The sequence below is a fragment of the Alteromonas stellipolaris genome (assembly GCF_001562115.1).
GTDB classification, from domain to species: domain Bacteria; phylum Pseudomonadota; class Gammaproteobacteria; order Enterobacterales; family Alteromonadaceae; genus Alteromonas; species Alteromonas stellipolaris.
In genome coordinates this window covers 3,832,087-3,854,023 of sequence record NZ_CP013926.1, presented here as the reverse complement: position 1 = coordinate 3,854,023, position 21,937 = coordinate 3,832,087, and the positions used below count along the sequence as shown (strand labels likewise).

Here is a 21,937-nt window from a genome sequence, read left to right as displayed (position 1 = left end):
CTCCTTACTGCAAAATGAATGGCTGCCCGTTGTAATGACGGGCAGCCATTTTTTTTGATGAAAAGCTAGAGTGTTTTTAGAAAAACAACCAGTGCATCTATTTCGTCTTTATCAAGCCCTAGGGGTTCTATTAAAGAAGTTGTTATTGGGAAGTGGGGGTCATCTTTAAGTCGGCCTTTGGGTTTAGGCCTGAACCCTCCTTTATTGTATTGCATTATCAATGGAGTAAATTCGATGAATAGCCCATTATGCATCCATGGCGCGGTATGTGTGACTCCCAATAACGAAGGGGTTCTAAATTTCCCAATATCTTCAATCTTGCCGGTCGCATCTATTCTGCCTACATCTTCAAAAGGGCGGCCGTATAGATGAAACCCGGTTACATGAAATTGGTTATCACTTAATAACGGCCCCTCATGACAACTCATGCATTTAGCTTTGGTGCGAAAAAGGTGCAACCCTAAGAGGGCTTTATCAGGCAGCATCAAATGAGCATTAGTGTCGCCTTTACTTACCGCAGTAATAAACTCTTGATAAGGTGTATCTGGTGCGGGGATGGTTCTTTCAAAAGCGACGAGGGCACTGGCAAGAAGTGTCTTGTCAATGGTGTCGGTTCCAAAAGCTTGTTTGAAATTTACTGGGTACGCAGTGTGAGAATTTAGCCTTTCGACAGCCTTAGCTACGGGTAAGTCCATTTCGATTGGGTTTTCGATAGGCATCAATGCTTGTTCTTCTGCAGACGCCGCCCTGCCATCCCAAAAAAAGGATTTCCAGTGATCTACCCCGAAAATAGGAGGTGCATTTCGCGTCCCTTTTTGCGCTCTTACCCCAACCGATTGGCCTTTTCCATCTTGAAAGAATGTCGAACTATCGTGACATGATGCACAGCTCACGGTATTGTCTTTTGATAAAATAGGATCATGAAATAATGATTTACCTAAGGCGATAATCTCTTCATTGGCTTGGGGCCCCTTGGGTAAAAGGGGGCCCAATCTAATAGGCTTTCTACCATCGGCAGTAATGGCTTTGGGCCAATCCACTTGCTTTGATGCATACCATTGGCGTAGCGTATCTCCCGGTTCGCTTGCGCGTAAATCATAAGAGGTCGCAACCACTAATAATACCGTAATGAGGTTGCGCATTATCGCCATTCGTAACCTACTTCTAACCAAACTGAGCGGCCTATTTCGATACCCGAATTGCCGGGAGCTACGGCGTAGGTGCGCTGGTCAAATATATTCTGTAGGTCAAGCCTGAACTGCAACGCGTTGTCTTCGAATACCATTGGTGAGTATTTGAAGGATGCATTAAAAAGTAAACGGCTTGGATAATCTACGCGTGCGTAAATAGGAATATTAAAGGTCTCTTCTGCACTAATTTGTGACGATAACCTGCCTAACTGGGAGGTAGGTGATACATCCTCGGTTAATGTGTAGTCTTCATAACTTGTTCTAAAGGTACCTGTTACGCTCGTGGCCAGTTGCTCAGACCAGTTCGTTGCCCATATGAAGTTTATCGAAAGCGGCCGAGAAAACTCTGATTCAATGATGTTTAAGTTCGACAGCGTAGTTTCTTTCAGTGCGCCGTCCCCATCTTTTAAGAAGATAAGGTCGCTCAATAAAGCATCTTCTATGTCTTCTTCCTCAGACCCAGAATAGCTTTCTGAAAGAATATAGCTGGTATTAAACGACAGACTATGAATATCAAACAGTGCCGCCCATGACAATGACACTCGACTGTTTTGCCCTTTACCGTTATTAGATTGGCTTTGGTAATAGAACCCATCTTCGGGATTGTAATCAGGGGAGCCTGTCCGAAGAAGCTGATCGCGCTGCCAGCGCTTTGTGTATTCTACTGAAAAGTTACCTAAGGCTGTTGCTTGCTTCCAACCAAGTGCAATTTCGTCGTTGAATGGGGTATCGAGATCATTATAAATATACCTAGTGTCAGATGCTGCCGACAAGTTTTGCCATTCTTGTAGTGCACCGTTGGTTGAAATGGCACGTCGCTGATAGATAAATGGGGTTTGTTGCTCTTTTACTTTATAGGTAAGCAAGTTTGCGTCGTAGTAGCGGTTAATACCAAATGTAAGAAGCGTGTCGGTTTCACCGAATAATTGATAGCCACCGCTTAGTCGTGGTGCAATATTGACGTTTTTAAGAAAGTCGTCATAGTCTACTCGAACGCCTAAATTCAAATTGAAGTTACCCACTTCAATAGTGTCGGTAAGGTAGGTTGAAAGCACTTGTACGCCCACATCTAAGTATTCTTCTGGGTAGACTGCTCGAATAGAAAAGTACTGGGGTGAAGCGGTAACAATGTCGGAATAGGCAAGAATATGGTTTGGATTAGAGAAATCTAATGGTGCACCCAGTTGTGCTTCTAATTCTTCGATTGAGATAGAGGTTTCAAGCTCTACACAATCGAATAATGCGCCGTTACAGTCCAAGTTAGATACACCAGTGACCGCAGATTCATAGATATAGGTGTCGTAAAAGCGCTCTCTGGTAAGGTTTTCATCCTGAAATTGTACGCCCCATTCGATATTATGACTGGTTCCCAGTGCAGAAAAAGTGTCAAAGCGAAGCGTAGTTTCTAGGTTGATGTTTTGTTGTTTTTTATCAAGATCACCATAGCCACCTTGTTGTGAAATACTGGTTTCTTCAGTCGGGTCGCCAATTCCCCACGCACGCCCTGTGGCTTTCGCCCATTTATAGAAATGTGGATTAGCGCGCCTAGAGTTGTCACTAGTTGTGTAGCTCGCTCGCGAATCGACAGAGAAATGCTGAAACGCGTGTTGGAGAGATAGCGTAGCATTGGTGCCACCACCTTTAATCGTAAACTCGCTGTCTAGCGCATTGGTTACAATATCGTGACTTTCATAGGGGGAATAATTAAAAGTCAGTTTTACCTTATCCACACCTAGGTTTCTTTGCGTTAAGCTTACCAATAAGTTGGTATTCTCTCGTTCGGTGAGTACTGGCTGATTGAGAGAAAGCTTAGTGATTTCACTGGTTGTATAGTTGCCTGATATTAATAGCCCATAATGCTCACCCAGTGGTATTTCTGCGTTAATATTGAGTGCTTCTTTTTTGAATTGAGGCTCTACAGGTTCGTCTGTGTCACCTTCAATGACGTCCTCTTCAAGAAACACATGATAGTTGTTCCATTCGCTTTGCGACGTACGAAAAGAAGTACTGAAACTCGCTTTATCAGAGCGTGCTTCGCGTGTTTCAACATCAACGACACCGCCACTGAAGCTACCGTAACGAGCGGGAATATTGTTAGTATAAACCGTGATCGATTCAAGAATGTGTTGGTTAATATTGAAAGCTTGTGTCGTGCCTTCTATATCGTTAACTAGCACATCATTATCGCGATAGGTTTCAGGATCTTGTCGGCTATTAAAGTTAACTCCGTTAATGAAGAAACCTGTTTGCCAAGGCTGCGCTCCCATTATTGACACCCGCTGTGCCCCAATTTCGCCCTGTTCATCTGCGTCGTAGCGCTCACTACCTAACTCAATGCCTGGTAGTAACTCTAATAGTTCCGTAAAATCTCCCCCTGTTCGAGGGGCAGCGTCTATGAGTTGTCGATCGAGGTAAAAACGCCCTTCGACCTCGGGAACTTGTAGACCAATGTACTGACCAAACACTTCAATTTTTTCTATTTTTGTAACCATCTCTTCTTTTGATTGAAGAACACATGCGTTCAGATCATCTCTTGCCTCGCGCGAAACTGCATCTTTACTTACACACGATGAAGTCGTTTTTATGGAGGTATTTGCATCGCTAGTTGCGCTAATGGCACTGCGGGTACCGACCGACTGCTCTTGAGCGAAAGCTGCACTGTTCAGTGCAACCAACGACAAAAGCAGCCCATTTTGAGCTGCTTTATTTAACATTGTAATTTGCACCTACCGTTAGTTTGGATCTAGTGGGCTAAGGTCTTCTTGATCTACAAGGCCGTCTCCATCGGCATCTGTATCTGCAATTAAGCCCGACAAAATAATGTCTTGCTCGGTAGCATTGGATAAGAAAAAGTTAGGTAGTCCATCAGCATCCGTATCTACGTTGGCCACTGTTGAAGCAGGGAAGTCGTCTTTTGTTGCAGCCTGGATAGCAATGTTAGCAAACAGTGAGTTTCGATCTGCATCGGTATAAATCGCATTTTGTGCCAGTGCAGTTGCCTCATCGAATAACGTAAGCCAACTATATTGTTCAATGAGCTGTTCATATACGGATAGTTTTTCGTTATCTGCAAAGTCGCTAGTATGGGTAAGAATGGCTGCTTGTACCTGTTGCGCCTTCTCATTTAAAGCTGCAATGGCTTGCGCATATTGGGTGTTGTTACCTGCATGGCGTTTAACCGCTTCAAACAGTTGATACGTTCCGGTAAAAGAGTTCTCATCATCGGGTTCGTAGGCATACTCTAGTTCACCAAGAATATCGTCTACCGCTTCAACGCGCTCGGTAATATCAGGGGTATTGTCTAGTAATGCAATCGCGTCATCCGTCAGCGCGACAAACTGTGAAAGCGCTTGTTCTAGATAACCCAAAGAGGCGTAAGTGTTCGTGACTTCAATACGATGCTCTAGCTGGGTTTCGAAATCTTCTAACGTAGTTGCCAGTTCGCTTGCATCATCTAATATTTGAATGGCATTTTCGGTCTTACCGCCAAGTTCGTAAATGGATGCACCCGTCAGTAAACCCGTTACACGATTTGCATCACTAATATAAGTGTCATCACTAAAATACGTGGTTAGTATGTTCTCACAGGCTGCCAGAGGCGCTGTGATATCGGTACTTTCTCCCCCGAACTTTTGATATAAATTGACATAACGAAGACATCCCTGATCATCGACCATTTTATCTAGGCTATAGTTAACATCTTCTAGGTAAGGCGTCGTGCTTACAATGCGAATAGCTTCGGATATAACGTATTTTGCTTGCTCGTTATAGCCCGCATAAGACAACAGCCATGCAGCTCGCTGATCAAGAATACCCAAGTGGTCCTGTTCGACTAACGCTTCTGCCGCATATTCGGTGTCGGTGTAAGTGGTTGTAAACAAAGTCTCAATTTTATTGATAGTTTCATCCAGAGCGATACCATTTTTTGCATCGTTCAGCAGTTGGTAGGCGTAATGATCTCGGTAAGCTCTAAGTGTATCTGCGTCGTTGACTCCCTCTTCTTCAGTTACGAGTTTAATGGGTAAATTACCTAGGTAACCATCATCTTTATTCGCATTGACATAATCAGGGTAAAGCGCATTAAAAATGCCTGATAGCAAACCAACCCCCGTTGGGTAACGCAGCAGGGTGTATTGCGCGTATTCGTCTGCTGGCATTGCATAGTTTTCGTCGTAATCAATATCGCTATATAAGCTTAAACTAAGAGCTAAAAGTGATTTTGCAAGCGTTTCTGCTGACGCCTTATTGATGTCGTCACCCACTAGGGAGAGGTAGTGAGCTGATCGTGTAGCATCGACTAAGTGGAAGGTTTTAACTTGATAGTAGCGATAATCCGGGCGCTCCTGATAGCTTCCTTGTTCAGCTAGTGAACGTTGAAAGTTTATTGCTTCGTATGCAAAATCAAAGTTATTTTGAGTTGAGGCCTCAAGGTAAATGGCCACGCGCTCTTCGGCATAATCTTTTGCAGCTTGTAAGAAATAGCCGTAGGCGCTGGTGTGAGGAGACTCTTCATCAAGGTTGGCATCTGCGTAAATTCGAATGACAGAAAATAGGTCGGTGGCCTCTTCGCTCTGCTCTGCCTTTACATATGAACGTACCGCTTCTAAGTAAAACAAAGCATCAGTGGAGCGAATATTAGTAATACCAATTTCGGCAATATATGCATTGTACTGTGCTATCGCTTTGGTTCTAAATGCGTTCGCTTGGTCTGTATCACCTAGTGCATCTAGTTCTACTGCGCTATCCAAATAAGCTCTGGCACGAGTAGGGCGGTCTATGATGTTGCTAATGGCATTTGATTCAGCAAGCTCGGGGAACCCTGCTTCTGTATAGCCAACGGCAAGTTCACTATAAACATCTGCGGTGATCTCTGCATCAGTAATTTCAGTAGTGTCGTCGGCACTGTCGCTATTAATGTAACTTTCGGCTTTTGCTAAGTGAGAGTGTGAAGATGCATAGTAATAAGCGAGTTTGTCGTCATTGCTGACATAGGATGGAGACAAAGATACAGTGGCAACCACAGGATCACCAATGGAATCGCTGACGCTGATAATCACACTATCAGAGACATTTTCGATGCCAGGGTGTTGGTAAGTGAAAGCGCCAGTTGCGCTGTCGATAACTACAGTACCTAAACTCGGTTGGGTTACAACTTCAAATACCAAAACGTCGTCGTCGACATCAATGGCTTCTATTTTCCCTTCAGTTTCGCCAGTACTCGATATAGCTACGCTTGACGTCACAATTTCAGGTAAGTCATTGATATTCTGTATGGTAAAAGAGAGGTCAACCCGCACTTCGTCAATGCTATCAGAGACCACTATTTGTGCGCTATCTTCGCCGAAAAAGTTGCTGTTAGGTGTAAATATGAAAGCGCCATTTTGATCAATTGAAAGGCTTCCATTTGCAGGAGATTGGCCTAAGCCAAATGCCAGAACATCACCATTAGTATCAGAAGCAATAATTTGCCCGGTGAGCTGTGAATCTTCGTTAAGCTGAAATGCAAGTGTTGAACTTTCTACTGTTGGTGCAGAGTTGCCACCATCACTTCCACCTCCGCACGCGGCTAATGACGATGCAATAAGCAAAGACAATGAATTTCTAATAATTTTTTTTGACACTGTATACGCCTCAAGAATTCCCAAAGGCGCGTATATTATCTTTTTGAAATGCCAATGTAAATGCTAACCATTATCATTTGTGTTGAGGGGGCTTTCTACTCCTATTAATGGGAAGTTTTTGTGGTACTTAGGTGACCAAGTAGAATCGATAGGTAGTCCAGATACGCCTAATTCCCGCATAGCCTCTATATTGAAACTCCAGCCACGTGCTCGGTTAGAAATAATGGCCTTCATTAAATCTCCACTAAGCCCTATTTGCATGATGTTTTTATCAAGGTGTAACTTTTCATACAAGGCAGTTTCCCGCTTAACGGCCTCTTCAATAACATTGTCGTAGTAAGCTCGATATTCTTGCCACTGTTTTTCTTTTGCACCGCTTTTTAAATGCGTAACCATGGCATCTATGTCTGAATTTCGCCAGCGCGCTGATGCTGCATCTCCATGCCAGCCAATAATGGCATTGTCGCCAATATATTTGTGTTTTCCCGCAACGAACACATAGTTCGCGCATGAAGAGAAGCAGAAACTGGGAATGCGTACGTCGAGTCTATGTGCCAAAATGAATTCTGCTAATTCCATACCTGCGTTTATGTTACCGCCACCACTGGTCATCGATATCTCGGTGATCTTATGTTGGTACTGTTCAAATAGTGCAATGGCTTTTTGTGTTTGTTCTGATGTTATTTCGCCAGTATAAATTATCACTGACCCTTTTATTTTTACTTCAGCAAGGGCACTGGGCATAAAAAGAATAGAAATTGACAGCAGGAGCTGAGTGATTCGCATAAATGTCTCCTTAAAAAAGGCGACAGAGTAGAACACTTCCCTAAACAATTACAAATCTGTACGAATGCAAAAAAGACCACAAAGGCGGTCTTTTTCATTAGGGAAGCAGCAAATAGAATGTTCAGCTTAGAAGAGTAGTTGATAGTTTGATTTACTGGTTATATTCACTCACTTTGCACATAACCTGTATGGCTATTTTTAATCTCGTAAAATGTAGCTTGCGCAAATTCGTCAGGATCGCTCGAGTTATTTAAGTGGTATACACCCACTTTAAAATAATGATATTGACCGTCTTCATCGTACTTACTTTCACTCATATCATAGTGTGCAGAAACATCAGCTTTACCTTCACGGCTAATGGTCACGGTCAGTAAGTTTACGTTCACATTTATGTGGTAACTAAACTTCTCATTCAGAGCAATGCCATCAACAGGATTGCTGGCTGAATTGCTTCTTGAGCCAATGAGTTCGACATAGGTTTCAATATTATCACCTTCACTGTCTTCAACGCGGCTCTCGTGGGCAAAGTACACTGAACCAAGTTCATTACCCGGTAGCTTGCGATAATACAAGCGAATTGGCTCATCATCATTGGCATGTATTTGACCTATCACTAGTCGGCCAATTTGATAGTTTTCACCGGTGGTAGTCACATCGTTTACTGCAAGGGTTACACGTAAATCACCATCTATGCCGCCAGCATCCGCTTGCCCTACTGCGGATGCACTGCCAAATACCCAATTATTCTTGTTTACTCCTTGGGTACTAATAGCACGGTCGCCTCTTCGTAACATTTCACGCAACTCGACCCGTACATAGTTAGTGTTTGTTGAGGTTTTAAAGCCATAGCTTGGTGAGCGCATAACGATGCCGTTATCACCTGACGCATAAAAGTACTCTGAGTTACTGTAACCGCCAGCAAGCTCAGTTTCCGAGATAGAGTCAGACGTGCCACTATCGTCCTCGTCGGTTGGAACACTTAAATACCAATCCACAAGTTCAATACCTACCTCGTTCGGCAACACATCGGTAAATAGCCCTGTGGCGTCTTCACAATGGTGAACTTGTACTTCAACAATACCGTTGTTGGTGTTTTCACTGTTACCTAACCCAATAATTCTGACATAGCGTGCTTGCGATGAGTCGACATTGACGAGTTCGAAGCCACTTTGGTTACCTTTTGATTCAGCTTGAGTGAGAACAGTAACCCATGTGTTCTGATCAATAGAGGTTTCAACCGAAAAGCTGGCAACCCGTTCAGCGCCTTCAAACCACTTTATGGTAAGCGCGCCAACGGTTTCAGTTGTTCCTAAGTCAAGAGTGAGGGCTTTATCTACCCCATCGCTAGACCATCTTGATATTGAAGCGGTGTTTCCATCGATAGCATTCGCAGGCGAAAACTCTGTTGCCGAACTGCCATCATCGGTTGCACTGACTATGGTATGTATTTTGTTAGCGCAAACTTCAGTTACAGGTGTTTCAACAGCGGGTGGAGTGGGTGTTGTGACAGGAGATGTACTGCCGGAGCTTCCACCGCCACCACAGCCGGTTAGCAGTAGTGGAACGAGTAATGAACTCGTAAAAACGGAAAGGTAAGATTGATTGGTCAGTGCTTTTTGAGACAACACAGCGCACTCCTTAATGTAAACGCAATGTAATTAATAAGTTTCAAGTATAAGCGCGTGGATAGTTTTATCCAACACTTATGTCATACCAAAATTTTTTATTATTCTTACACTTTGGTAAGTCTGCTGGTGTGAAGGTTTTGGTTACTGAATATTTTCTAGAAGGAGGGTTGTACAGACGTAAAAAAACCGCTTAAGGTGAATTAAACGGCTTAATATTAAGTGATAGGTTCGAGCTGTCGGCTTAACCGACTAAATGAGTAATAGAGTATCGGTCTCGGGTTTCGCTTGATTTCTTTTTAATTTCTTCCAAGGCTTTGGCCTCTGAGGCTTCAAATAAAGCATTAATCAATCGATTAAAATGTCCATGCATGGCGGTTCGCGCGCTTTGTGAATCACGTGATTTTAACGCCATAAATATACGCTTGTGCTCTTCTAGCCGGTCTTGACTACTGGTACCGCAAACGCTTTTGTACGACGATATGATTTGAGGTTGAGATTCTCTTAACTTCCAATAATGTTGAATAGATAACAACAGCGCGTTATTACGAGTAGCCTTGGCGATAATAGAGTGGAATTCTCTATCGGCTTTTTCCGGCTCGTCGTCATTTTCCATTGCAATAAGGGTGTCGTTAAGACTATTAAGCTCTTCATCGGTTATTGAAAGCGCGGCCAGTGCTGCCGCTTCGCCCTCAACCAGCGCGCGCGCTTGAGTAAGCTCAAAAGCACTAATACGTTGTACTTCACTTTGTTGAGGCTGATTGTCTAGCACATACACACCAGAACTTACTTTAACTTCCACGCGGCCTCGCACCTCAAGTGCAATAATGGCTTCTCTAATGGTTGGTCTGCTGACATCAAAATTTTCAGCAAGTTCTCTTTCTGGCGGCAAGCGACTTCCAGGGGGATATCGGCCAGCGTCGATTTGCGCTTCTATTTTTTCAACGATATGCCAGAACATGCGACGATTTTTCATCAACTAAACCTTATAACTGCAATAATTAGGTACAAACAGATACAACTTAATCGGTTAAATTGTACTTATTGTTCAACACAATTCAATTGCTTTAAAAGGTTCAAGCATACCGGTGCCTAGCTACGTTTGTTCTGCTAAATCCGCTAACAAAACCTACCATTTAAAACAATCAATTCAGGATATTCTACGTCTTATTCTACAAATACAGAAGTATTTGTTAAAAGAGGCTTATCAAATCATATATTTATGTGCACCAACGAGATTAAATTTATGCTATTTGCAGCCGAAGGCGCTCAAAAACTAAGGGTTTGAAGGATTTTATCTTCTATTAGTTATAGCATATAGGGTGTATTGGTCAACAATTTGAGATGGTTTTTTGCGCTTAAAATTATCAATTGGTTAACATTTAATGTTCATTTTTTACTGGTTTCATCTGTTCGGAATTAACATATCTGATTATTCATAAAAAATTTCGAACCCGGTTTCCAAAGACGACATAAATATTCACTTATCAATTTCCCCTAGACACTAAAAGTTTGTAAACGTAGTTGCAGTTCGACGAACCAATCACTTTTGATCTCTCGCTCATCGGCATTGGTACTAATTATGTGAGCAAGAACAAGATGAGAGACGCAAACTTGTCTTTTTTTGCAGATTAGCGATGGCAGACAAACTAGGAGGGTTTAATGAGTACTAATACGGTTGTTGAAACGCAATACGCTAAAATTGAAGGTCATAATATTGCCTATCAGGATGTTGGTGAAGGCGTGCCAGTGTTTCTTTTGCATGGCATACCGACTAACAAATTTCTTTGGCGCAATATAATTCCATCTCTTAGTCAAACACACAGAGTGATTGCCCCCGATCTTCTCAATTATGGTGAGTCAGACATGCCAACTGATGTGGATGTATCCATTAACGCGCAATGTCGAATCATTTTAAAGTTGATGGACGCCTTGGGTATAGCTAGCGCACATGTAGTGGCGCATGACATCGGTGGTGGTGTGGCACAATTGATGGCTGTGAACGCTCCTGAAAAGGTGAGCAAGCTAGTATTAATTGACAGCGTTTGTTTCGACTCTTGGCCCATTCCCGAATTTGAACCCATGCTAGAGCCTGGCTTCGAAGAAAGCACTAGTGTGGAAAAGTTTAGCGGTATTCTTGAAGATTTCATTCCAAACGGCGTTTATGGAGACAAAGTGCCGGTTAAAGAGATGATAGATTTATACATTACGCCGTGGAGTAATGAAAAAGGGAAGTCTGCCTTCTTCCGAAATATGCGTAGGCTTAACAAAGAGTACACTCAAGCGATAGCGGGTGCATTGCATAACCTTCCCCATGAAACACTGATTCTGTGGGGTGATAAGGACGAGTTTCAGAAACCGAAATATGCACCAATGTTAGCGGATACCATCTCTGATTCGTCTATCAAATGGATAGAAGGCGCGGCACATTGGGTTACTGATGAGCAACCGGAAGCTGTGTCAGAGTCTCTCGTAGCATTTTTATAACTTCACTAAAGTACTTCTGGCGGCTTAGCACCGGTAAAATGGGTGATTATCTAGCTGGCCGCCGCTATCTTCTCCTCCTTTTGAATGAATAAAACAGCGCTATTGCAGGATGTGTTTGTTAACGATGAATGGTTAGCATAGACACGTCTATTTTGTGTTTATGGTGTTGCCATGTCGGGATTTAAGAAAATATCCAGTGCCATCGTGGCCGTCTTTATCGTGTGTTTTATTGTCTTTTCCTGTTCGGTCTATTTCCAAATTCGCCAAAATATAAGCGATGAAACATCAAGTGCGCTAAACCAAGTGCAAGAGATGCTCAAAGCGAATATGAATGCTAAGGATATTAAAGCAGTGGCAGAGCAAAGCCCGCATTTATCGGTAACAGGCTTTACTGGTCGGTTATCCATGCCTACTAATTATCATTCTGACAATCAACCTATCTATATCCCCATCCATGAAAATCAATATTTGGTGGTAAGAGCCCACGATACTGCCGAGTTGGTGCAAAATATGAACCTATTTTGGCTAGTGGCCGCGTTGTTTTTTACAACGCTAAGCGTGTTGCTATTTACGCTTAAGGTTGCCGTAACGCAGCGTTTGAAGCCCTTAAATCAATTAGGTGACGCTTTGCAACAACTAGTAGATGGCAAAGCGACGAATGATTTTGAAGACAGTGATATTAAAGAAGTAAAGCGTGTTATTGGGCAATTCCAACGCCTTCAAGGTTCGCTACAAAACAAAGAAAGGCAGTTAGTTAAAATAGACAAAAAACTTGCGCTGTTACAAGAACAAGAAAGAAGCTACCTAGCGAGGGAGTTACACGACAATGTAGGGCAGCTACTTACCACTATTAAAGCCCACGCCTATATTTTAGTGAATTCAAATGAGCCCAGTGTTCTTGAGTTGTCGGCCCATAAAGTGCAGACCATGAGCCAGCAAATTAGTGACGCCATTCGTCACTTAACTGCTCATCTTCACCCGTTAGTATTAGACAGGGTATCGTTACAGCAATCCCTTGAAAAATTGGTATTTGAACAGGAGTTAGCCCACCCTCAAATTGAATGGCAAGTTTCTATCAATTTGAACAAATTTGCCCAAGAGCATGAGCGAGACATTCATATTTATCGCTTTGTTCAGGAAGCTATTAACAATGTGGTAAAACATGCTGATGCGTCAAAAGTATGGGTACACATAGCCGGTGACGAGCAAGGGCTTACTATCAATATTCGAGATGACGGCAAAGGATTTGACGGGAATGCCGTTGAAAGTATTGGCATGTCATCTATGCACAGTAGGGCCAGGTGTATTGGTGCTACCTGCGCGGTAGAATTACACAAAGAGGGCGGTGTAAGGGTTCAGTTATCTTTATGTTTATTGGAAACTGAAGACTTGCGCCAGGTTAACGTGGCATGAATATCTTACTAGTAGATGACCACGCAGTAGTAAGAGAAGGCTATAAAGCTTTGCTAAATGCCATGTTGCCTGAATATACGGTTTTAGAAGCCGTTGATGGCCAGCAAACTCATCATTTACTTAGAATACATACTATCGACACCTTGGTTCTGGATATTAATCTTGCGAAAGAGAGCGGCTTATTACTCGCGCCTGACTTTTTAGCCTCGCAGCCTAGTTTAAAAATCATATTTTTTAGTATGTTTGAAGATTGCGCTATATTGCAGCGCGCCATGCAAACAGGTGCTATGGGTTATATCAGCAAAAGTAGCCCGCCAGATACGCTTATATCAGCCATAAAAGTGGTAGCCAAAGGGCAAAAATATATAGAACGTTCATTGGCGGTAAATTTGGCTAATCAGTTGTTAAATGCTGATGTTGATATTGCGGCAAAATTAACGAAGCGTGAGTTCGAAATCTTCATAGCAACCGCGATGGGGAAAACCCGTTTTGATATTGCCAATGAATTAGCCTTGTCTGTGAAAACAGTGTCAAACGCGCTAACAGTGATAAAGCGAAAGTTAAATACAACCCCTTCAGAATTTACCGAGCTTGCCACCAAGCATGGCTATATTGGCAAGGCATAGACTTCTTTTCCCCTCCTAAAGTAGGAGCCAAATCGGTCTATCGCATTATGGTAGATTGGCTGCAAAAGTACGATTATCAAATGACACAGTAAACGATAACTAGCAGCGTGTTAACGCGCTAAGCATTCAAAAAAGGTGTCATTATGATTTACGCAAATCCAGGAAGTGAAGGTTCAGTAGTCAGTTTCAAAGAAAGTTATGGTAATTTTATCGGTGGTGAATGGGTTGCGCCAGTTAAAGGTGAATACTTTATCACTACGTCGCCTGTAGATGGCAGCGATATAGCACAAATCCCACGTTCTACTGCTGAAGATATCGAGCTAGCCATTGATGCTGCTCATGCTGCCAAAAAAGGGTGGGCGGATACGTCAGTCGCTGAACGTTCAAATATTCTTTTAAAAATAGCCGATCGTATTGAAGCTAATCTTGAAATGCTTGCGGTAGCGGAAACATGGGATAACGGTAAGGCCGTGCGCGAAACGCTTAACGCAGACGTCCCATTAGCCGCTGACCACTTCCGCTATTATGCTGGTTGTATACGTAGCCAAGAAGGTACTATCGGCGAAATTGATAAGAACACAGTGGCTTATCACTTCCACGAACCATACGGTGTCGTCGGCCAAATCATTCCGTGGAACTTCCCACTCCTTATGGCGGCGTGGAAACTCGCACCGGCTATCGTAACGGGTAACGTCGTGGTGTTAAAACCTGCAGAACAAACGCCAGTGTCTATTTTGGTCTTTGCTGAACTTATTCAAGACTTACTACCGCCGGGCGTGCTGAATATTGTAAATGGCTTTGGTGCAGAGGCGGGCCAAGCGCTTGCTACAAGTACGCGAATTGCCAAAATTGCTTTTACTGGTTCAACACCAGTAGGCGAACATATTCTTCGCTGCGCAGCTGAAAACCTTATTCCATCTACGGTTGAACTAGGCGGTAAATCGCCGAATCTATTCTTCCCAGACATTATGGATCACGAACCTGAATTCATTGATAAATGTGCCGAAGGTTTAGTATTGGGTTACTTCAACCAGGGGGAAGTGTGTACTTGTCCTTCACGGGCAATTATCCATGAAGATATCTACGATGCCTTCATGGATAAAGTGATTGAAAAAATCCACAAAATTAAACGTGGTAACCCGCTTGATACCGAGACTATGGTAGGTGCGCAAGCGTCTAGTGAACAGTTCGATAAAATCCTTAAGTACATTGATATAGGTAAATCTGAGGGCGCTGAAGTTGTTACTGGCGGTGAAAAAGAACAATTACCAGGTTTAGATAAAGGGTACTACATTCAGCCCACTATTCTAAAAGGGCACAACCAAATGCGTGTGTTCCAAGAAGAAATTTTTGGCCCCGTTATCGCGGTACAAACTTTTAAAACTGAAGAAGAAGCGATTGAAATTGCAAACAACACTAGCTTTGGTTTAGGTGCCGGCCTTTGGAGCCGAGACGCGAACATTGCCTTTAGAGTAGGACGCGCTATTGAAGCTGGGCGCGTGTGGACCAATTGTTATCACCTTTATCCAGCGCATGCCGCATTTGGTGGTTATAAAAAGTCGGGAATAGGCCGTGAAACTCACAAAATGATGATGGATCACTATCAGCAAACTAAAAACTTGTTGGTGAGTTACGACATCAACCCACTTGGCTTCTTTTAATTAAGCGGGAAGGCAGCACTTATGTGCTGCCTTATTTTGTTATGTTGAAAGCGCTTTTATTCCTTTTTGTTGCGATAACCTCAATATCGTTAGTCTTCGCGCAGTCAGACGCCACTGAGATCCCCGAAGAAGTACACCGCATTTTTCCTACCGCTACCCGTGTAGGCGCTGAGCACGCTGACATCAACGTAACACCGGTTTATCAATTGCAGCAATTGCTAGGGTATGTATTTGAATCGAAAAATTTTGTCGATTTTATTGGTTTCTCGGGTAAGCCTGTTAATGTGTTAATTGGGCTAGATACCCAAGGTAATTTTGTCGATCTGACCATTAAAAAACACAGTGAACCTATTTTTTTGCATGGATTGGGAGAGCAGTCACTCAGAGACTTTATTGCACAGTATAAGAACCACAACGTGAAAGAGCGCTTTGTCGTTGGGGGCAAGAGTCATGTAGGCAAGAATGCGACCTACTTTGATGGTGTGACTAAAGCGACGGTATCAGTATTGGTCATTAACGATACCATCGTAACATCGGCATTGGCAGTAGCCCGGGCTAAGCTAGATGGTTTTGTGGTACCGAGCTCACGCATTATTAACCCTGACTATTTTGAAGCGCTAACCTTTGAGCAACTTGTAAAAGCCGGTTATATCCAAAAACAAACCATTTATCGTAATGAATTAGATGGCCTTGCCACCGAAATCGTTGACGCTGCAAATACCTTTTCCGACCCTCAAGTACCTTTATTTTCTGAGCATTATTACGGCTTTCTTAGTATACCCGTTGTGGGGAAAAATCTTTTAAGCAACGATGAATACGCCAGGTTACAAGAAAGCTTGAAACCAGGCGAAGTGGCCTTGTTCATAATAAATACTCACGGCTTTAGTTTTGTCAGTGATGAATTTATCCCCCAAACCGCACCTGAGTTTTTTCGCCTATCCCAATCGGCATTTACTATTGATGCTAGGGACCTAGATTTTTATAGTTTTTACGATCCTAGCTTCAAGCAACCGATACCAGAGTTTAAAACCATAAAGATACTTAGGATTAAATCACAAGGTGGGCTGTCACTTGACCAAGAAATGACGGCCTCCATTAGCTTGCCCTTTAGTCCTCGATTTATGGAGCAAGATGAGCACCTGTTTAACCACACTTTCTTATTACCTGACGTGCTATTTATGGAGAATTCCGAGGCACAACAAAGCACTGCTATGCCGCTTTGGCAGCAATTATGGAAAAGCAGGTGGCTAGAACTCAGTATTACAATTACTTACTTAATTGTGCTGTCATTGTTCTTTGGTTTCCAACGAAAGCTTATGAAATACACGCGCATGGTGCATGCAGTCAGAGGGGCATCACTGCTTTTTGTTTTGTTCTTTATTGGTATCTATGCACAAGGGCAATTGTCGGTCGTCAATATCTATACATTGTTACTCGATTTGGCCGATGGCTTTTCTATTGAAGTCTATTTGCTAGACCCTGTCATCTTTGTGTTGTGGTGCTTTGTATTTGTGTCGTTGTTTATTGTGGGGCGCGGGCTTTATTGTGGCTGGTTATGCCCCTTTGGGGCGCTTCAGGAGGTTATGGCAGTTGTTGCACAAAAGTTAAAAATAAGGCAGATTCGAATAAAGCCAAAACATCATAAATATGCGCAAAAACTTAAGTATGTCGTGCTTGTTGTCTTGGTTGCAACGTCGTTTTACTCACTGACATTGGCCGAGAAACTGGCCGAGATAGAGCCATTTAAAACCTCTATCACACTCTACTTTGTGCGCTACTGGCCGTTCGTACTCTATGCACTTTTACTTTTAGGATTAAGCTTAAAAATTCACAAAGTCTATTGTCGTTACCTTTGTCCGTTAGGAGCCGGTTTAGCGATTTTAGGCCGCTTTCCTTTAGTGAAGCTTTTAGAGCGTCGTAAAGAATGTGGTAACCCTTGCCAACTGTGTAAGCAGAAGAAGTGCGGCGTAGATGCCATCGAGCAAGACGGCAGTATTGATTACGCAGAATGCGTACAGTGCTTTGAATGTGTCGTAACGCTAGATAATCCCAATCTATGCAAAATTGATAAATATAAGAAAAATAAGGTGCCAACACGTGTCAAAAACTTCCATCCTGTCCGCGCTGAGTAAACCTGCCAGTCAGTCACCGTTTGCAACATATGTAGCGGCAGATGCGTGTCACGATGTTGCCAATGAAATATTATCTAAAGCCAGACTAGATGAAATAGAGTTAGTACTTTTCCATACATCCACATCCTTTGATTTAGATGAAGTTGCGCAGCAAATGACATCGCTGTTTGCCAATGTGCCCACAGTAGGTTGCACTAGCGCAGGAGAGTTTAATAAAAACGGGTATTGTACTGAAAGCTTAGTTGTTGTGGCTTTTTTAAAATGCGAGTTTTCCATAGCTACCGCGCTAGTTTCAAACTTAGACGAAATTAATTTCGACGAAGCCCACGACACAGCAAGTGGATTGCGTAACACCTTGCAGGCAAGAGATAGGCGATACGATACCAATCAACATTTTGTGATTTCTGTATTAGACGGGCTTACCCGCCACGAGGAGCATTTCCTTGAAACGTTTGCTACCGCGTTCGGCAATATTCCTCATTTAGGAGGAAGTGCCGGAGACGATTTAAAACTTGAAGCGACCTATGTTTTTTATCAAGGTGAGTTTCACCAGAACGCCGCAGTATTAATGTTGGTGGGAACCGGTAAACCTTTCTCTGTTTTTTCAGTCGACCACATAGACTCGCCAGTATCTAAGCTGGTGGTCACCAAGGCAGATCCTGAATCTCGCACAGTCTATGAGATTAACGGCGAACCAGCTGCACAATACTATGCGAGTTTACTTGGGCTAAAGGCTGCTGATTTAACCCCTGATGTGTTTTCAGTATTTCCATTGGCGGTGCTGGTAGGGGATAGGTATTTTATCCGCTCGATACAAAAAGTCGATTTGGCCACCAACGCTATTACTTTTTATTGTGCGGTAGATATCGGCATCATTCTCACCTTTGTGCAGCTTGGTGACTGTATTGATGCTATGGAGCAAAAGTTAGACACCCTGAGCAAGGAACTGGGAGAAGCCGAGTTTGTGTATACGTGTGATTGCTTTTTGCGGCGCTTAGAAATAGAGCAAAATAAAAAAACGGCTGAAATTCAGCGGCTACAAAATAAATATCAAGTAGCTGGGTTTAATGCTTATGGTGAACATATACATTCGGTACATTTAAACCAGACCTTCACGGGGGTGTATTTTGCTAAAAAGTGAGTCGCACATCGAGACTGAAGTGAACAAGGCGCACGAGGAAACTGAACTAGAGAGGCTTCGTCGCGAACTCACACGCCAAGTTGATGAAAACGAAAAGCTTGAAAAAATTAACGCTGCACTCATGTATCGCATCGAAGAAGGTGGGTTCAATCACCATAGTTACCGTGCCTTTGAGCATGCAGTGCAGCTATCAGAAAAAGTAAACGAAAAGACCGAAGCCCTGCAAGTTGTACTACAAAAGTTAGAAAAATCGAATGCCGAAATAGCAATAGCCCATCAAGAAACTAACCAGTTAAAGCAGCGCTTGAATGATGCTATTGAAAGTATAAACCAAGCCATGGTGTTACTCGACAGCAAGGGTGCAGTAATCTATTTTAATCGTCACTTCACCACAGTGTGGGACAATCTGACCATTACGCCCCAAATTGGCGATAACTATTATGATATTACCCAACATGCAAAGCATTTAGGAGTTATCCGACGGGTGCTTCCTCCTGATTCAGAAGGTCGCATTATCTACCAGTTGTCTAATAGCAGGTGGTATCAGCTCACTATTCGTCGCACCCAAGAAGGCGGTAAAGTTATCTTGTTCAACGATATTACCGAAGTGAAACTGAATGAGTCGAACCGGTATGAGCAGGTCATCAAAGAGAAAAATAAACTGCTGCAAAGCCTCATTGATAGTGTTGATGTTGGCATATTACTAATTAACCAAGAGGGGGGCGTTGCCTTTTGGAACGATACGTTTTTAACCCAATCTAATCTGTCGAAGCAAACAATGTTCGATTGCAAGAACATCTATTCCCTGCAAATGCATACTGACTGGAGCGGGTTAAACCTTGAAAAAACGGGTGATACCACCCAAATCATCAACGAAAACTTGGTAGTAGATAGACGTATTACCATGCTGCCCGATGGTAACACCCTGTGCACCTTTACTAATGTAACGTCCCAGCATAAGTATGCGGAAACCTTAAAGCAGAACGAAAGCTGGATCCGCATGATCACCGATAATGTGCCTGCGCTTATCGCCTATATTGGCACAAATAAAAACTTTTTATACACCAATAAAGGTTATCGAGATTGGTATGGCTTAGGGGAGGAGCCTTTGTATGGCGTCGCAATGGAACAAAGCCACTTAAAGCAGGTATATCCTCGGCTTATCCATTATGTAGAACGGGTTAATCGGGGGGAGATTGTCAGCTTTCAAAGTGAAGAAATCAATGCTCAGGGCGAAACAGGTTTCTTACAAAAAGTCTATTTACCGCATTTTAACGATAAGCACGAAATAGAAGGGCACTTTGTTCTAGCTACAGATGTGTCAGAACAAGTAAGAAGTAAGCAGCAACTACAAGCTGCGAAAGACCAGCTTGAGTCAAATGTTGAAAAACGTACTCGAGAGCTTAATCACGCGAATATTGCGCTGCAAGAAGCGATGAATTCTAAGAGTAAGTTTTTAGCGGCTATCAGTCATGATTTAATGCAGCCCTTGAGTGCGGCTATTTTGTTTAATGAATCTTTACGAGATCAAGTGCAAGCCTCAGCAGGCCCAATCGTTAGTGCGTTAGATAACTCATTGTCTGATTTGAACAGTCTAATTCGCACACTGATAGAAACCTCAAAGTTAGATGCCGGTGTAGTGCAGCCTGATAAACAGCGAGAGGATGCACTCCCGTTGCTAACACAGTTAGCCGAGGAGTTCTGCCACATCAGCCATGACTATCAGGTGAACTTTCGCTACAAATTTCAAGACGCTATAGTCCATACGGATTTAAGTTTACTGTCACGAATTTTGCGTAACTTACTGAGTAATGCAATGAAGTACGGTGCAAAAGGGAAAGTGCTTTTTACGGCAAGAACAATGGGCAAACACCTTCGAATCAGTATTTTTGACCAAGGAGTGGGGATAAGTAACGACGATCAAAAAGTAATCTTCAAAGAATTTAGTCGATTGGAAAATGACTTTAATTATTCTTACAGTTTGGGACTAGGGCTTTATATTGTTGATAAAATGAGTCGTCTACTAGAGCATGATATCAGCGTTTTATCTACGCAAGGGGTAGGATCTTGTTTTACTTTATTGGTGCCTTTAGCCTCTGTTCAAGAAGTTGAGCACGAGGCAACGGTTGATGCCATGCCTCAAGACAGCTTGCCTGATAACCTCATTGATAAACAAATTTGGCATATCGACAACGACACCAATATGCGAATAGCCATGCAAACGCTATTTGAAAATTGGGGGATGGAAGTGGTTACATTTTCTGGTTTTGCCCAGTGCATGGCAGTGATGGGTAACAGCTTTGACGACTGTGATCTGCTTATCGTCGATTATCATTTAGATGACGGTGAGAACGGACTGGAAATTGCGAAACATATTAAGCAAACACTGCCCAATATGCCAATTATGCTGTGTACAGCCAATCACTCTAAAGCGCTAGAAAATGAGTTGGAAGGGACGAATATTCAGTTGTTGCACAAGCCAATTAATTCACTGCGCTTGAAACAAGCACTTAAAGCGGCGGTCTCTTAAGTGCTTTTTATTCGAACAGAAAGGTAACAGGCGTTAGCTATAGTATCTATTGTCGAGCACCTACTAGTTAAATACGTACTGATTAAAGTCGATATTGGCGGCGCTAGCCACTACTTTAACTCGGTTGCTTGCCCCTAATTTCTTCAAAATAGATGAAACGTGCGATTTCACAGTTGTTTCTGAAATATTGAGCTCATAAGCGATGACTTTATTCGCTAATCCCTGGGTTAAATATTTCAAAACAGCTAATTCTTTTCTGGTTAATGAACGAATTTGATCAAGCGAAATAGCATCTTCTTTTTTCACGCGATTTCTTACCGACGATGTCCGCAAAATTTCAGAAGGAAGGCATACATTACCCTCAAAAATAGATTCCACCGACGTGGCAATTTCTTCTATTTTACTGCTCTTTGATATGAAGCCTACTGCCCCATAAGAAATGGTTTGAAGAATGTTTTGTTTTTCGGTTTCCGCTGAGATGATAACAACAGGCAGGTTAGGGTGTTGATTCCTAATTTCAAGTAAGCCTTTAAGCCCACAGGTTTCAGGCATATTTAAATCTAGCATCACAAGATCGAAAGCAGCATCAGCTTCGAGTAACTCAAGCGCTTCAGAGAGCGAATTAGCTTCAAGGGTTTGAGAATCAGGAAATTTTTTACCTAGTATCGTCACCATGGCGTGACGAAAAATAGGGTGGTCGTCAATGATAAGAATTCTTTGCATAC

Annotated in this window: 14 protein-coding genes; 7 read left to right on the top strand and 7 right to left on the bottom strand. The window is 42.7% G+C overall.

Annotated elements, in window-relative coordinates; all coding sequences use genetic code 11:
- Positions 1–65 precede the first annotated feature (65 nt).
- The 6 genes from AVL57_RS16360 to AVL57_RS16335 form a co-directional block, all read right to left on the bottom strand.
- Positions 66–1,151, bottom strand: a complete 1,086-nt coding sequence (locus AVL57_RS16360) for a cytochrome-c peroxidase (protein ID WP_063456787.1) — start codon at positions 1,149–1,151, stop codon at positions 66–68.
- Positions 1,142–3,904 (bottom strand): TonB-dependent receptor plug domain-containing protein, encoded by a 2,763-nt coding sequence (locus tag AVL57_RS16355; protein ID WP_057789532.1) that lies wholly within the window; start codon positions 3,902–3,904, stop codon positions 1,142–1,144. The genes AVL57_RS16360 and AVL57_RS16355 overlap by 10 nt, the downstream gene beginning before the upstream one ends.
- 18 nt (positions 3,905–3,922) lie before the next feature.
- A complete protein-coding gene (locus tag AVL57_RS16350; protein ID WP_057789534.1) occupies positions 3,923–6,811 on the bottom strand; it encodes an Ig-like domain-containing protein in 2,889 nt (962 codons plus the stop codon).
- Between the two features lie 63 nt (positions 6,812–6,874).
- The gene (locus tag AVL57_RS21350) at positions 6,875–7,597 is read right to left on the bottom strand and encodes a hypothetical protein (protein WP_197427683.1); all 723 of its coding nucleotides are present in this window, start codon (positions 7,595–7,597) and stop codon (positions 6,875–6,877) included.
- 164 nt (positions 7,598–7,761) lie between these two features.
- On the bottom strand, positions 7,762–9,225 hold the full coding sequence (locus AVL57_RS16340; protein WP_057789536.1) for a polysaccharide lyase family 7 protein: 1,464 nt from the start codon (positions 9,223–9,225) through the stop codon (positions 7,762–7,764).
- 241 nt (positions 9,226–9,466) lie between these two features.
- A complete protein-coding gene (locus tag AVL57_RS16335) occupies positions 9,467–10,198 on the bottom strand; it encodes a FadR/GntR family transcriptional regulator (protein ID WP_057789538.1) in 732 nt (243 codons plus the stop codon).
- Positions 10,199–10,884: 686 nt separating this feature from the next.
- Here AVL57_RS16335 and AVL57_RS16330 point away from each other — a divergent pair.
- From AVL57_RS16330 to AVL57_RS16300, 7 genes are all read left to right on the top strand, one after another.
- Positions 10,885–11,709 (top strand): alpha/beta fold hydrolase, encoded by an 825-nt coding sequence (locus AVL57_RS16330; protein ID WP_057789540.1) that lies wholly within the window; start codon positions 10,885–10,887, stop codon positions 11,707–11,709.
- A gap of 171 nt (positions 11,710–11,880) precedes the next feature.
- Positions 11,881–13,122 carry a sensor histidine kinase gene (locus AVL57_RS16325; protein WP_057789542.1) on the top strand — a complete coding sequence of 414 codons (1,242 nt, stop codon included), beginning with the start codon at positions 11,881–11,883 and terminating at the stop codon, positions 13,120–13,122.
- Positions 13,119–13,748 (top strand): response regulator transcription factor, encoded by a 630-nt coding sequence (locus AVL57_RS16320; protein ID WP_057789544.1) that lies wholly within the window; start codon positions 13,119–13,121, stop codon positions 13,746–13,748. The genes AVL57_RS16325 and AVL57_RS16320 overlap by 4 nt, the downstream gene beginning before the upstream one ends.
- 143 nt (positions 13,749–13,891) lie before the next feature.
- A complete protein-coding gene (gene exaC, locus AVL57_RS16315; protein WP_057789547.1) occupies positions 13,892–15,409 on the top strand; it encodes an acetaldehyde dehydrogenase ExaC in 1,518 nt (505 codons plus the stop codon).
- A 41-nt stretch (positions 15,410–15,450) separates the two neighbouring features.
- Complete coding sequence (locus tag AVL57_RS16310; protein ID WP_057795908.1) at positions 15,451–17,541, top strand: 4Fe-4S binding protein; 2,091 nt, start codon at positions 15,451–15,453, stop codon at positions 17,539–17,541.
- Positions 17,507–18,682 carry a nitric oxide-sensing protein NosP gene (nosP, locus tag AVL57_RS16305; RefSeq protein ID WP_057789550.1) on the top strand — a complete coding sequence of 392 codons (1,176 nt, stop codon included), beginning with the start codon at positions 17,507–17,509 and terminating at the stop codon, positions 18,680–18,682. The genes AVL57_RS16310 and nosP overlap by 35 nt, the downstream gene beginning before the upstream one ends.
- The gene (locus AVL57_RS16300) at positions 18,669–21,212 is read left to right on the top strand and encodes a hybrid sensor histidine kinase/response regulator (RefSeq protein WP_082604817.1); all 2,544 of its coding nucleotides are present in this window, start codon (positions 18,669–18,671) and stop codon (positions 21,210–21,212) included. Before nosP ends, AVL57_RS16300 begins: the two co-directional genes overlap by 14 nt.
- Positions 21,213–21,275: 63 nt before the next feature.
- On the opposite strand, the gene AVL57_RS16295 is transcribed toward AVL57_RS16300, so the two are convergent.
- Positions 21,276–21,935 carry a response regulator gene (locus tag AVL57_RS16295; protein WP_057789552.1) on the bottom strand — a complete coding sequence of 220 codons (660 nt, stop codon included), beginning with the start codon at positions 21,933–21,935 and terminating at the stop codon, positions 21,276–21,278.
- Positions 21,936–21,937: the final 2 nt, after the last annotated feature.

Bases quoted from the DNA above. Each gene is read 5' to 3' on its own strand.
- AVL57_RS16360 (WP_063456787.1), bottom strand. From the start codon at position 1,151: ATGGCGATAATGCGCAACCTCATTACGGTATTATTAGTGGTTGCGACC.
- AVL57_RS16355 (WP_057789532.1), bottom strand. From the start codon at position 3,904: ATGTTAAATAAAGCAGCTCAAAATGGGCTGCTTTTGTCGTTGGTTGCA.
- AVL57_RS21350 (WP_197427683.1), bottom strand. From the start codon at position 7,597: ATGCGAATCACTCAGCTCCTGCTGTCAATTTCTATTCTTTTTATGCCC.
- AVL57_RS16335 (WP_057789538.1), bottom strand. From the start codon at position 10,198: ATGAAAAATCGTCGCATGTTCTGGCATATCGTTGAAAAAATAGAAGCG.
- AVL57_RS16330 (WP_057789540.1), top strand. From the start codon at position 10,885: ATGAGTACTAATACGGTTGTTGAAACGCAATACGCTAAAATTGAAGGT.
- AVL57_RS16325 (WP_057789542.1), top strand. From the start codon at position 11,881: ATGTCGGGATTTAAGAAAATATCCAGTGCCATCGTGGCCGTCTTTATC.
- AVL57_RS16320 (WP_057789544.1), top strand. From the start codon at position 13,119: ATGAATATCTTACTAGTAGATGACCACGCAGTAGTAAGAGAAGGCTAT.
- exaC (WP_057789547.1), top strand. From the start codon at position 13,892: ATGATTTACGCAAATCCAGGAAGTGAAGGTTCAGTAGTCAGTTTCAAA.
- AVL57_RS16310 (WP_057795908.1), top strand. From the start codon at position 15,451: ATGTTGAAAGCGCTTTTATTCCTTTTTGTTGCGATAACCTCAATATCG.
- AVL57_RS16295 (WP_057789552.1), bottom strand. From the start codon at position 21,935: ATGCAAAGAATTCTTATCATTGACGACCACCCTATTTTTCGTCACGCC.